This window comes from Bacillus sp. 22483 (assembly GCF_052044605.1).
Classification (GTDB): domain Bacteria; phylum Bacillota; class Bacilli; order Bacillales; family Bacillaceae; genus Bacillus; species Bacillus altitudinis.
In genome coordinates this window covers 222,193-235,660 of the sequence record NZ_JBQENU010000003.1, presented here as the reverse complement: position 1 = coordinate 235,660, position 13,468 = coordinate 222,193, and the positions used below count along the sequence as shown (strand labels likewise).

At 40.3% G+C, this 13,468-nt stretch carries 14 protein-coding genes; 2 read left to right on the top strand and 12 right to left on the bottom strand.

Annotated features, from left to right (window positions below; genetic code table 11):
* Positions 1-15: 15 nt before the first annotated feature.
* The 11 genes from folA to ACTJJQ_RS06570 form a co-directional block, all read right to left on the bottom strand.
* Positions 16-504, bottom strand: coding sequence for a type 3 dihydrofolate reductase (gene folA / locus ACTJJQ_RS06620; RefSeq protein ID WP_281201271.1), 489 nt, complete (start codon positions 502-504; stop codon positions 16-18).
* Positions 501-1,295 (bottom strand): thymidylate synthase, encoded by a 795-nt coding sequence (locus ACTJJQ_RS06615; RefSeq protein ID WP_017367468.1) that lies wholly within the window; start codon positions 1,293-1,295, stop codon positions 501-503. The genes folA and ACTJJQ_RS06615 overlap by 4 nt, the downstream gene beginning before the upstream one ends.
* Before the next feature lie 103 nt (positions 1,296-1,398).
* Positions 1,399-1,926: a phosphatidylglycerophosphatase A family protein gene (locus ACTJJQ_RS06610; protein WP_008346387.1), complete on the bottom strand. Its 528-nt coding sequence runs from the start codon at positions 1,924-1,926 to the stop codon at positions 1,399-1,401.
* A gap of 18 nt (positions 1,927-1,944) precedes the next feature.
* Positions 1,945-2,562: a YpjP family protein gene (locus ACTJJQ_RS06605; protein WP_024718552.1), complete on the bottom strand. Its 618-nt coding sequence runs from the start codon at positions 2,560-2,562 to the stop codon at positions 1,945-1,947.
* A gap of 266 nt (positions 2,563-2,828) precedes the next feature.
* The gene (locus tag ACTJJQ_RS06600; RefSeq protein ID WP_099496570.1) at positions 2,829-3,626 is read right to left on the bottom strand and encodes a class I SAM-dependent methyltransferase; all 798 of its coding nucleotides are present in this window, start codon (positions 3,624-3,626) and stop codon (positions 2,829-2,831) included.
* A 65-nt stretch (positions 3,627-3,691) separates the two neighbouring features.
* The gene (locus ACTJJQ_RS06595; protein ID WP_025207515.1) at positions 3,692-4,126 is read right to left on the bottom strand and encodes a BrxA/BrxB family bacilliredoxin; all 435 of its coding nucleotides are present in this window, start codon (positions 4,124-4,126) and stop codon (positions 3,692-3,694) included.
* A gap of 81 nt (positions 4,127-4,207) precedes the next feature.
* On the bottom strand, positions 4,208-5,884 hold the full coding sequence (gene ilvD, locus ACTJJQ_RS06590; protein ID WP_281201272.1) for a dihydroxy-acid dehydratase: 1,677 nt from the start codon (positions 5,882-5,884) through the stop codon (positions 4,208-4,210).
* Positions 5,885-6,194: 310 nt separating this feature from the next.
* Positions 6,195-7,334: a conserved virulence factor C family protein gene (locus ACTJJQ_RS06585; RefSeq protein WP_272753719.1), complete on the bottom strand. Its 1,140-nt coding sequence runs from the start codon at positions 7,332-7,334 to the stop codon at positions 6,195-6,197.
* 30 nt (positions 7,335-7,364) lie between these two features.
* Positions 7,365-7,988, bottom strand: coding sequence for an HD domain-containing protein (locus tag ACTJJQ_RS06580; protein WP_281201273.1), 624 nt, complete (start codon positions 7,986-7,988; stop codon positions 7,365-7,367).
* Between the two features lie 2 nt (positions 7,989-7,990).
* Positions 7,991-8,473 carry a glutathione peroxidase gene (locus tag ACTJJQ_RS06575; protein WP_007500827.1) on the bottom strand — a complete coding sequence of 161 codons (483 nt, stop codon included), beginning with the start codon at positions 8,471-8,473 and terminating at the stop codon, positions 7,991-7,993.
* 74 nt (positions 8,474-8,547) lie between these two features.
* Positions 8,548-10,230, bottom strand: coding sequence for a formate--tetrahydrofolate ligase (locus ACTJJQ_RS06570; RefSeq protein ID WP_281201274.1), 1,683 nt, complete (start codon positions 10,228-10,230; stop codon positions 8,548-8,550).
* Positions 10,231-10,368: 138 nt separating this feature from the next.
* Between ACTJJQ_RS06570 and metA the strand changes: the two genes are divergently transcribed.
* Positions 10,369-11,277, top strand: a complete 909-nt coding sequence (gene metA, locus ACTJJQ_RS06565; protein WP_440600043.1) for a homoserine O-acetyltransferase MetA — start codon at positions 10,369-10,371, stop codon at positions 11,275-11,277.
* A gap of 228 nt (positions 11,278-11,505) precedes the next feature.
* Positions 11,506-12,657, top strand: coding sequence for a diglucosyl diacylglycerol synthase (locus ACTJJQ_RS06560; protein WP_007500831.1), 1,152 nt, complete (start codon positions 11,506-11,508; stop codon positions 12,655-12,657).
* A gap of 35 nt (positions 12,658-12,692) precedes the next feature.
* Here the strand turns inward: ACTJJQ_RS06560 and ACTJJQ_RS06555 are convergent, their stop codons facing one another.
* Complete coding sequence (locus ACTJJQ_RS06555; protein WP_017359709.1) at positions 12,693-13,394, bottom strand: AIM24 family protein; 702 nt, start codon at positions 13,392-13,394, stop codon at positions 12,693-12,695.
* Positions 13,395-13,468 lie beyond the last annotated feature (74 nt).

Sequence of the window (13,468 nt, the reverse complement as noted above, 5' to 3'; positions counted from 1 at the left end):
ACTCCTCCTACTCACTTATCCTTCTTTTCTGTCATAGACGACAAATTCATAATTGTAGGGGTTCTTTTCGTCACGTTGGCCTTTTTCACGTGATACAACCGTCCAATTCTCTTCATCGTAATAAGGGAAGAAACGGTCGCCTTCAAATGAATGATGAATGTGCGTGATATATAGACGATCTGCGTATGGCATCATTTCCTCATACAGCTTAGACCCGCCAATGATCAATAATTCTTCCTCGGTCTTCGCAATGTTTAAAATATCATCGATTGAATGAACTACCTCGCATCCTTCAGCTTGAAAAGAAGAACTTGTGGTTAACACGATATTCCGGCGGTTAGGCAGTGCTCGTCCAATTGATTCAAACGTTTTTCTGCCCATGACAATGGTATGGCCACTTGTGACTTTTTTAAAATACGCTAAATCAGCGGGTAAATGCCAAGGCATTTGATTATCTTTGCCAATGACTCTGTCTTTTCCTGTCGCCACTATCATGGAAATCATACACTGACTTCTCCTTTAATATGCGGATGTGGATCATAGTTCTCGAGCACAAAATCATCAAACGTAAAATCAAAAATACTTTTGACATCTCTAGTGATGCGAAGCTGCGGAAGTGTGCGCTCCTCACGCTCTAACTGCATTTTGACCTGCGGAAGATGATTTTGATAAATATGAGCATCTCCTAGCGTATGAATAAACTCTCCTGGCTCAAGGTTTGTCACTTTGGCAATCATCATCGTTAGAAGTGCATACGAAGCAATATTAAAAGGCACACCTAAAAAGATATCTGCCGAACGTTGATAGAGCTGGCACGATAATTTACCGTTTGATACGTAAAATTGAAACAAGCAATGACAAGGAGGCAGCGCCATCTGATCAATTTCTCCTGGATTCCACGCACTGACAATCAATCTTCTCGAATTAGGATGATTCTCAATATCATGGATCAGCTTGCTGATCTGATCCACTGTCTCTCCGTCTCCGCTCGCCCATGATCTCCACTGCGCACCATACACACGCCCTAGCTCTCCATTTTCATCTGCCCATTCATTCCAAATACGGACACCATTTTCTTGAAGATATTTGACATTTGTATCACCTTTTAAAAACCACAGTAACTCATGAATGATTGATTTCAGGTGTAATTTCTTTGTTGTTAATAGAGGAAATCCTTCCTGTAAATCAAATCTCATTTGGTAACCGAACGTGCTGATAGTGCCTGTTCCTGTTCTGTCACCTTTTTCATCCCCGTGCTGTAATACATGACGGCATAACTCTTTGTATTGTTTCATTTTTTTCATCCTTTATTTATGTTCTTGTTGTAGTTTACCTTATTTCTGCTTTTGTTGAAACCAAAAAAACATGTCTGCAAGATGAGCAGACATGTTTTTCTTTTTATGCTTGATTCACTCGATCCTGCTCTTCGTCCTTAATATCTTGGTGAGAGTGAGCTATGCGACTTGCGGCGGCGGCGGCAAGCGCAGCGACAAGGTCATCAAGGAAGGTGTGTACTTCACCAGGACGACCTTCATCTAATTCTCTAATAATACCAAATTTCTCTTTGTCTAGATAACCGAAGTTGGTCAAACCGATTGATCCATATACATTGACAATGGAAAGCGGAATAATCTCATCAATTCCATATAGCGGTTCATCTGTTTCAACTAAATGCTGCAAAGGTTCTGGCAAAAGCTTTTTTTCTGCCAGCTGATCAAGAGCAAGTCCTGTCAAAACTGCGTGGACAATTTCCCTTTTATTCAGCACTTTTTCAACATTTTCAATGCAGACACTAAGTGGAAGATTTGGGTTGTATTTCTCTTGGAGTTTCAGCACAATGTGTGCAATATCTTCTATTTTCACTCCACGCTCGTTTAACATCTGTTTTGTAATGCGAACCATTTCGTTCATTGTATACTTTTTCAATTGGCATGACATCTCCTTCTAGTGGCTCATCCAGCTCGGCGGGGTGTTTTTATCCCAGTAAATATTACCGAGTTCATGATGCGTCTGGAATCCATCTTCTGCTGTATGGTAGTGAAAGTTAAACCAATATCCGCTGTGAGGCGGCTGATCTCTCCTGACATGAAAACGAAGCAAATCTTCTCCAGTCTTTCTATTATAAATGTGGAAGATTTTTTCCCCATTTCCGCTTGAAGGCTGATCAGTTAAAACAACATCTTGAAATTTTTCGTCATCTTTGAAATTTGTTAAAAAGTCGGTTAACACTTGTTCAATTTTTGGTTGAATCTCTTCTCTATACTCGTCCTCAATGACAGGTGTGATTTTACGACCAAATTTGAGAAAGGATTGGTTTTCTGCACTTGATAGAACCTCTTGCTTATATTGCTCAAAGGGGTCTACCCGCTCTTTGTTGTCTTCTTGCGATAATTCCCAGCTGCGCGTATCATCTGATGTATCATAAACTGCTGTATAAGGTGATTTATCAGATGAAGAAAGTTCAGATGGCTTGTCTGTCATCAAAGCTGATGGAGGAGAGATTAAGCCAAAAGTCGCAATCGTAAAGAGTGCAACGAGCGTTTTTCTCATCCACATTTTCATGATATCTAATTCCTTCCATAAGTTATCATACTGCTATTCTAGCATATAATGAATTTTCAGTCATTCAATTTGGTCATTCAGTTGAGACTTTCTTTTTCATGATAAAACGTTTACAATGACAGTAACGACGACTAAAATTTGGGAGGAATGGATATGCTTGAAGGGTTTTTCATCACAGCTTCCTTGCTGACGTTATTTTATTTTGTCTATATGGAGATCACCGATTAAAAGCCCTGAAATAGGGCTTTTTTTATTGTTAAGAGTGATTAAAGTTTTGTTGATTTGTCTTCTTCTATTGAGATATATCCGTAATGGAATTGGGCGGTTTTACGTTTCATCACCTGAAATTGATAGGAATCAGTGGTAAATCGTGTGCTTTTCCAATGATCTTTTAAAACCACTCTTTTTCTAGCCACTCTCATTGCTTCTTTCACAGCGGTTTCATGGTCAAAATGATGCTCAGCTGCATGACGAAGCGGCATCATACTAGCAGACTCTTGTATGGTTTCTTCAAACATTGGATCAAAATAGACGATATCATAGGATCGATCAGGGAGCTTCTTTAACTGCTCAATACTATCCCCGCTGATGACAGATATCCGTTTCATCGCCTCGTCTGCCTCTCTCACACCCGTTTCCCATGTGCTGAGTCCTTCTCGAACAAGCAATGCCGTCATCGGATTTTTTTCAATGCCTGCCACTTCTCCATTGGCGCCTGTAGCGCAGCTTGCGGTAATCGCATCTGATCCTAACCCAAGCGTACAATCTAAAAAGGAATCGCCCGGCTTTAATTGTGCTGCTTCTATTAATGGATCTTTTTCACCACGAAGGACCCGCTTCACCCTAAACATCGCTGAGCTTGGATGGAAAAAGAACTTTTCACCATTTGGCTGATACCATTCAAATCGTTCTTTCCCAACGACGAGTACATCCCCCCGCTTAATCGCAAGCTGTTTGACAGATTGTTTGCGCCGCTCGATATACTCACCATGCAAGTCCTTTGCGAGGGCCTTTGCCGTTTCAATTGTTTGTTCATTTGCTCTAAAGCTTGTTGTAATGAGCATGACGTTCCTCCATCATAATCAAGAAAAAATGCCCTGATGGATCACAGGACATTTCAACATTTGTATTAGCAATGTTTTTCAAATGCAGATAAGACGTTCTTCATAATATCTTCCATTTCATGACCTTCAATTTCGTCACGCGGGATAAAGTGAACAAGTTCATTTCCTTTTAAAAGTGCCATAGATGGAGAAGATGGCTCCTCACCTGTGAAGTATTCTCTCATTTTAGCCGTTGCTTCCCGGTCCTGACCAGCAAAGACCGTCACCATTCGATCTGGTGCTTTTTCTGCTTTCATGACAGCTTGAGTAGCAGCAGGGCGTGCTAAACCAGCAGCACATCCGCATACGGAATTGACGACAACAAATGTTGTTCCTTCTGCTTTCTGCATCGTTTTTTCTACTTCTTCTTCAGTCGTCAACTCTTGAAACCCTGCACTTGTTAGTTCTTGGCGCATTGGTACGACGAGCTGACGCATATATTCTTCATATGCCATTGACATAAAAAAGCCCCCTCTATAATCCTTATGTTGTGAATAAAGGATACTATAGAGAGAGCCAATTTTCAAATGATCAATTTCACATTAAATTTTCATGATTCCGCCTGTATTGGCTGATGTCACAAGTTTTGAGTATCTGGCAAGGTAACCTGTTTTTACTTTTGGCTCAAAGCCTTTCCAGTTTGCTTTTCTTTTTTCCCATTCTTCTTCCGGGACATCTACGCTTAAAATGCGTTTTTCGATATCAACAACGACATGATCACCATTTTCAACAAAGGCAAGCGGGCCGCCTTCTGCTGCCTCTGGAGAGACGTGTCCAATAGACAATCCACGAGAAGCACCGGAGAATCGTCCGTCTGTAATTAAAGCAACCTTTGGACCAAGTCCCATTCCAACAATTTGTGAAGTTGGTGCTAGCATTTCAGGCATACCTGGACCGCCTTTAGGTCCCTCATAACGAATAATGACAACATGTCCTGCTTCTACTTTTCGATTAATAATTCCTTCAAGTGCTTCCTCTTGGGATTCAAATACGATCGCAGGTCCTTCATGACGTGTGATGCCGTCTTGTACACCGCCTGTTTTAATGATCGCTCCATCTGGCGCAAGGTTTCCAAATAAAACGGCTAAGCCGCCCTTTTCAGTAAATGGCTTGTCAATTGGATAAATGACGTTATAATCTTTTACTTCATGACCTGCAATGTTCTCGCCTAACGTTTTCGCTGTGACGGTCATGGTATCTAAATGAAGAGCCCCATCTTTTTTGGACAATTCATTTAGTGCAGCGGTCACTCCGCCAGCTTCATGTAAATCTTCAATATATACATCTGAAGCTGGAGCAAGTTTCGATAAATGCGGCACACGTTCTGCGACTTCATTGATACGCTCAAGTGAATATTCAACGCCTGCTTCGTTTGCAATCGCCAATGTATGAAGAACTGTATTGGTTGAACCACCAAGTGCCATATCTAAAGCAAATGCGTTATCAATCGCTTTTTCGGTGACAATATCACGTGGTTTAATGTCTTTTTTGATTAGCTCCATCAATTGTTTTGCTGACTTCTTCGCAAATTCTCTTCGTTCTGGTGAAGTCGCCAGAATGGTTCCATTTCCAGGAAGAGCAATCCCTAGCGCCTCTGCTAAACAGTTCATTGAGTTTGCTGTAAACATACCAGAGCAAGATCCGCATGTTGGACAGCCAAATTGCTCTAATTCGTTTAACTCCTCTTCATTAATTTTCCCTGATTGGTATGCGCCTACGCCTTCAAAGACAGAAGAAAGAGAAATTTTTCTGCCATCACTTGTTCTACCAGCTTCCATCGGTCCACCACTGACAAATACAGTTGGGATATTCACACGCATGGCAGCCATCATCATACCTGGCGTGATTTTATCACAGTTAGGAATACAAACCATGCCATCAAACCAGTGTGCAGACACCACGGTCTCTACTGAATCAGCTATGATTTCACGGCTTGGCAATGAATATCTCATCCCAATATGCCCCATCGCAATACCATCATCTACCCCAATTGTATTAAATTCAAATGGAACACCGCCAGCTTCACGAATGGCTTCTTTCACAATTTTTCCGAATTCCTGAAGATGGACATGCCCTGGGACAATATCAATATAGGAATTACATACGGCAATAAACGGTTTGCCAAAATCCTCATCTTTTACCCCAGCTGCTCTTAATAAGCTTCGGTGAGGTGCTCTGTCAATTCCTTGTTTAATCATATTACTGCGAAGTTCTGCCATCTGTTTAAAAAGCCTCCTATACTACTAGTCTTGTTGACTGTATGATTTTGAGTTCATTTTATTTTACAAATTTTCTGTTTATTTAGCCACCTATAATAGATAGTGACTGATTTCTCTGCTGAAGCAAGTGCTCAGCAAGGATTGTGTCATAAAATCTGACCTCCAATATTCTATATTGGTACTACTATATAGAGTTTTTTCTCATATTTCAACAATATTCAAAATAATTTTTCTGAAAAAATTTTTCTGCCAATAAAAAAGCCCTTTTCAGAAAACAAGCTGCCTTTTATTGGCAGCCTGCTCGTCTTTCTTATGATTCTGATGCATTTTTTCTACTTTCTGTCATTTGCTTCCACACAGAGCCTTTTGCTTCTTCTCCGTGCTCAATTCGTTCGATGGCCATTTTCACTTGAAGACTGACTTCAAATTCAGGGTCCTGCTCCGCTTCTTTTAAAGCTTCGAGTGCTGTTTCGTCACCTTCTTCATAAAGGAACATGGCCGCACGCCAGCGGACAAGCTTACTTGGGTCCTTTAAGGCTTGGATCATCGCTTCAATCGCACTAGAATCACCAAGATCCGAAATACAATCTCCTGCAGTTCTTCTAACCGTCACTGTTTTATCTTCAAGCCCTTTATACAAAATAGGCAAAATGTCTGGATCTTCAATCATGCCAGCGTTCACAACAGCTTGTCTGCGAATTGATGTTTTTGGGTCCTCCATCGCTTTCATTAAAACAGGTATATCTTTTTTCTCAGGCTGCATTTGCTCTAAATGAGCAAAACGTTTCTTCCAATCTTCATCGCGCAGCATCTCTTCTGTCACATCATATGCTTTTCGGTTCACTTGTTTATCTACAGCCTCTTGACCTTCCTTCACTGCCTCTGTTAAACGGGATAAACGCTCGTCGTCATATGCAGCTTGCAGCTCTTCTGTGACTTCTTGACCGATATCAGCAAATTCTCCAAAACGTACGCCATGTTCTTTCCACACACGTTCAAATACAACATTATCTGAACTGCTTCTTAGCTTTAAAATCGCTGCCTGGAAACGTTCAGGCATTCCAAATCGTTCTTCTCTTTCACCGTCTGTCAGCTTCACCTGCATCGGAATCCCATTAAACATTTGAACATGCACTTTGACTTCTCCAAATGTGTCATCACCTGACTGCGATTCTCCCTGAAGACCTTCAGTTTCTTGTCCAAAGGCTTCTCTGACTTGCTGTAAAATACCTTGCCAATCAAATTTCGCATTACGCTCAACCGCTAAGAAATCGGCTACATGGTAAACACCTTTTACACCTTCAATGGTTAAAATGCGCTTGATCATCTCTGGCGCTTCGTCTTTTTGATCTTTTTTGTAGTTATTGCTTTTACCGCCTGCAAGCGCTTCTGTCAAAATGACTTTCATTGTATTCGGGCTTGGCGTTGGTTCTATGGCAGTTATTTTCATCTATACATCCTCCTTACACACATAAAGACCCTACTCATCTGTAAGGCCGCATTCTTCTTTCCATGTCTTGATAAATAGACACATAAACTCATGCCGCTCATGAGCCAGCTGCTTTCCAGCACGTGTGTTCATCAAGTCTTTTAATTGAAGCAGCTTTTCTTGCATATGCAAAAGTACTGTGCCTTGGTGAGCACCCTCTGTATAGTGAGGCTCCCCTTTTGCACCTGCATATGTAAACACCCTTGCAATCCCAGTTGCACCTATCGCATCTAGCCGATCTGCATCTTGAACAATGGTCCCTTCTAATGTCACTGGCTTATGCTGCATATGCCGGTGACGAAAAGACATCGTTGTAATAATATCCATGATATAGCGAATATCTCGCGTGTCCACTTCCCACAAAAGGAGCTGCTGCTTGAGATCATGCGGTGAAAGCTTCCATTCACTAGACAGCTTGTCATCAATGACATCATGGACAATCGCTGCCATTTCAATGACAAAAAGCGACCCGCCCTCCTGTTGTGCAATATGGACGGCAAGCTGGCGCACACGATTGATATGAGCTTCATCGTGTCCAGTCGGTTCATTCTTTAGCTGTTTTGAAACAAAGGAGGCAGCTGCCTCCAATTGTTCTTGCTGCTTACTCGAATACATGCTTATTTCTCCAAAAGAGCGATAATGGAGCTTTCTAATTCTTTTGGTGGTGTTTTAGGAGAAAATCGTTCAGTCACTTCTCCGTTTTGGTCAACGATAAATTTTGTGAAATTCCATTTCACCGTTTTTGTGCCAAGCACACCTTTCGCATGACTCGTTAAGTATTTGAAAAGCGGATGCGCATTGTCACCATTGACATCTACTTTTGCAAACATTGGGAAGGTCACACCATAGTTCAACGAACAGAATTCTTGAATTGCTTCTTCCCCTTCTGGCTCTTGATTCATAAATTGATTGCACGGAAATCCTAAAATTTCAAGGCCCTTTTCATGATATTGATCGTATAACTCTTGTAATTGTTTAAATTGAGGGGTCAGTCCACATTTGCTCGCTGTGTTCACGATGATCAGTACTTTCCCTTTGTAATCTGCCATTGATTTTTCCTGACCGTTAATGGTCTTGACCTGAATATCATAAATTGACATCTCATAGCCTCCTAGGATTCACTTTTTCCTATCGTAACATGCTTCTTTTAGAAAATCGCTTTTTATGCTTCCTGCTAAAAGAGTCCAGTCACACTGCCGTCTTCTAATAAATCCATCTCAAGTGCCGCAGGTTTTTTAGGGAGACCTGGCATGGTCAGAATGCTTCCCGTTAGTGCAACGATAAAACCTGCCCCTACAGATGGTTTTAACTCTCGAATCGTAACGGTAAAGCCTTTTGGTCTGCCGATTAAAGCTGGATCATCCGATAGTGAATATTGCGTTTTTGCCATACAAACCGGCAAATGGGCCCAGCCATTTTTCTCAATTGCAGTTAGCTGCTTTCTTGCTTTTGATGTAAGGTTGACGCCGTCTGCACCATAAACCACTTTGGCGACTTTTGACAACTTTTCTTCAATGGAATCTTGCTCCTCATATAAATAAGAAAAGCTGTTTTCATTCTTTTCAATGAGTGTCGTGAGCTCTTCGGCAAGTGCTACCCCGCCAGCTCCCCCTTCTTCCCATACATTGACGGCTTTGACTGGATGTCCATTCGTTTCGCACCAGTTTTCTATTGCTTGAATTTCTTCTTTTGTATCGGTAATAAAACGGTTCACTGCAACGATGTATGGTAGACCGAAGGCTTGCACTGTTTCAATATGCTTCTCTAAATTATGTATACCTTCTAATACAGCCTGTGCATTTGCTTCCTTGAGCTCTGTTTTCTGCATTCCGCCATGCATTTTTAGCGCCCTGACAGTTGCTACAATGACAACAGCGCCTGGTTTAAAATCACCGGCTCTTGTTTTGATGTGAAGAAATTTTTCCGCGCCGAGGTCTGCACCAAATCCCGCTTCTGTTACGACGTAATCTGCTAGTTTTGCCGCCATTTTTGTGGCAATTAAACTATTGCATCCATGTGCAATATTGGCAAAAGGACCACCATGAACAAGGGCTGGAGTTCCTTCAATCGTTTGAACAAGGTTTGGTTTCAGCGCATCTTTTAATAGCAAGGTTAATACGCCTTCATATCCTAGATTTCCAACTGTGACCGGTTCACCTTCTTGATTGTAGGCAACAACAATAGAAGAAAGACGTTTTTTCAGATCGTTTAAGTCGTCTGCTAAACAGAGGATGGCCATCATTTCGGATGCAACCGTAATATCAAATCCATCTTCTCTAGGGTACCCATTTAATTGACCGCCAAGTCCTATGACCACTTGTCTTAGAGCACGATCGTTTAAATCTAACACTCGTTTCCATACAATTCGGCGTGCGTCGATCCCAAGCTCATTTCCGTGATGGATATGATTATCAATAAAAGCAGATAAAGCGTTATGTGCAGATGTAATCGCATGAAAATCCCCTGTGAAATGAAGATTGATTTCTTCCATAGGCAACACCTGTGAATATCCGCCGCCAGCTGCACCGCCTTTAATACCCATTGTGGGACCTAGTGAAGGTTCACGCATGGCAATGATCGCTTTTTTCCCAATTTTCTCGAAGGCTTGACCGAGGCCAACTGTTACGGTGGACTTCCCTTCACCTGCTGGCGTTGGGTTGATCGAAGTCACAAGAATCACATTTCCTTCTTTTTGTTCCTTTAAACGGTCAAAAATAGTCAAAGATATTTTCGCTTTTGTGAAACCATAGCATTCTAATTCTTCGTCATGTATTTGTAATTTTGCTGCGATGTCTTGAATGGGTCTCAGCTTTGCCTTTTGGGCAATGTCAATATCTGATAAATGCTTTGTGATCATGATTAATGGCCTCCTTTTTTGACAGAAACAGCTTTCTTTTTTGCTCTATTTTTCATTGTAACATAATTGAAACATTGAAATATCGCCAGAAAGTTCCTATAATGAAGTGAAATTAGCTTTGGTTCAGGGGGTGGCGAGTTGCCTATTAACATACCAGTTCATCTGCCGGCAAAACAAATACTAGAGAGCGAAAACATTTTCGTCATGGATGAGACAAGGGCATTCAAACAAGATATCCGTCCTTTGAATATCGTGATCTTAAATTTAATGCCAAAAAAAATACAAACTGAAACGCAGCTGCTGAGAATGCTCGGAAATTCTCCTTTGCAAGTGTATTTTACATTTTTGATTCCAAGTACACATACACCGAAGAATACATCGAGAGAGCATCTAGATGAATTTTATACGACCTTTGACTCGATTCGCCATAAAAAATTTGATGGCATGATCATTACAGGTGCACCAATTGAGCATTTAGCTTTCGAAGAAGTTTCCTATTGGAAAGAACTGCAGGACATTTTGGACTGGAGTAAAACGAATGTGACGTCTACTCTCCATATATGCTGGGGGGCACAGGCAGGTCTATATCATCATTATGGCATTGAAAAAATCAAGCTTCCAGAGAAAAAATTCGGTGTCTTTGAGCATCTTGTCAAAGAGAAAAAAGAAAGATTAGTAAGAGGTTTCGATGAAGTATACTATGTCCCACATTCTAGGCATACAGATATTAATACAGAACAATTAAAAAACATGCCGAATCTAAAAGTATTGAGCACGTCTGAGGAAGCTGGTGTTTGTTTAATTGTTTCAGATGATGATAAACAAGTATTTTTAACTGGACATCCTGAATACGATACAGATACATTGAAGCAGGAATATGAAAGAGATTTGTTGAAACATGATACAGTCAAAAAACCCGTCCACTATTTCATCGAAGATGGAGACACATTAGTTCCAGTGAACCGCTGGAAAGCCCATGCTACTTTGCTGTTTATGAATTGGCTTAATTACTATGTTTATCAAGAAACACCATATGTGTGGGAATAAAATAGACTGTAGTCTGATGATAAATGCTTAAAATGTGTTAAAATACAAATGGCTCTGTCTTCCATTATCAATTTAGTCTGTTTGTTTTTTAAAATTAGTTTAATTCTTTCGTAACGAATGATATGCTCTCGCTGTTTATATGTTATCTTTATGTATATGTAGACCTATGAGATTTATAGTTTTCGTACGAAGTTTTGTTGTTGTTGATTACATTTGAGGTGAATATTCTTGAATACCAATAAAAAAATATTAATCTTGACCGCAAATTATGGAAATGGACATATGCAGGTTGCAAAAACACTGTATGATGAATGCAAATCCCAAGGGTTTGAACATGTGATAGTTTCTAATTTGTATCAAGAATCAAATCCCATTGTGTCTGAAGTGACTCAATATTTATATTTAAAGAGCTTCTCCATTGGGAAACAATTTTATCGCTTGTTTTATTACGGTGTAGATAAAATTTACAATAAACGCAAATTTAACATTTATTTAAAGATGGGAAATAAGCGTCTTGATGAATTAATTCAATTACACAATCCGGATATCATCATCATTACATTCCCGATGATTGTTGTACCTGAATACCGAAACAAAACAGGTAAAGTCATTCCAACATTTAATGTGATGACAGACTTTTGTCTTCATAAAATTTGGGTACATGAAAACATTGACCGATACTATGTTGCAACCGATTATGTGAAACAAAAGCTAGTAGAAATCGGCACACATCCAAGCGATGTCAAGGTAACAGGCATTCCGATTAGACCACAATTTGAAGTAGACGTGCCTAAATCGATCATCTATAAAAAATATGGATTATCATCAGACAAAAAAGTCCTTCTCATTATGGCGGGTGCCCATGGTGTACTAAAAAATGTGAAGGAACTGTGTGAAGCACTACTTCTTGACAGTGAAGTACAAATTGTTGTTGTGTGCGGTAAGAATGCAGCGCTGAAGCAATCGCTTAGCGAACTTGAACAAGCACACCCAAATCAATTGAAGGCGCTTGGATATGTGGAACAAATTGATGAATTGTTCAGAGTAACGGACTGTATGATTACAAAACCGGGCGGAATTACATTAACAGAAGCAACAGCAATTGGTGTCCCAGTTATTCTTTACAAACCTGTTCCAGGACAAGAAAAAGAAAATGCTCTTTTCTTTGAAGATTACGGTGCTGCCATTGTCATCAACAGACACGAAGACATTTTAGAATCTGTCACCAACTTGTTGCAAGACGAAGAAAAATTAGAATCCATGAAACAAAACATCAAAAAATTACACTTAAAACAGTCTTCTCAAACCATTTTAGAAGATATCGTCGAACAATCAGATCTGATCATGAGCAATAAATCGTATGCTCAAGCATTATCATAAAAAGGTGTCCGTCAATGACGGACACCTTTTTTCTTTTAACCTTGATTTCCATTCGTTGTATATACTTCTTCAAACGGCTGCACGACAACAAAGCCACTTCCGCTAAATTTCATTTGAATGGACTCTCCGCTTCCCCTGCCAATAAACGTTTTGAACGATACATCTGTCACAAATTCAGTCTGCAAATCTCCTGACCATGCGACTGTCGCATTCGGATCTGTATAAACAGAATCACCTGGCTGAACAATCAGCGTCAGCGGTTCGTAATGACTTGTGATTGCCACAAGACCTGGTCCTTCAAGTTTGACATTAAATAATCCGCCTGCAAGCATGCCAGACACCTTTTTCATTAATTTAATATCCCACCGAACAGACGGTTCAAATGCGAGCAAGTCGTTTCCATTAACGAAAATAGACTCCCCTTGAGCCAATCGAAGAATCGAGATTTTTTTCCCTTGGTCTGCTACATATAATTTCCCATCACCTGTGGCCTTCATCAAAGAGGTTCCTTCTCCTGATAACATTTTTTTGAACATCTTTGACACACCGTGTTCAAATACACCTTCACGTTCAAACTTTATTTTCCCGCGATACGAAACCATGGAGCCTGTCTTTGCCCAAATGGTATCTGTTAAATTAATTTCTAACAATCTTGATGTTTCAAGTTCGAAGACCCCTTCCCCTTTGTCTTCTTGCTGCGTATTCTGAACAAACTCCTCAATTGTGTAACGATTCATGACGCACCTCTTTCTGTATTTTTACTATATACGGACAAGTTATACGTTAGGTTTCATGAGATTAGGACGTTTTA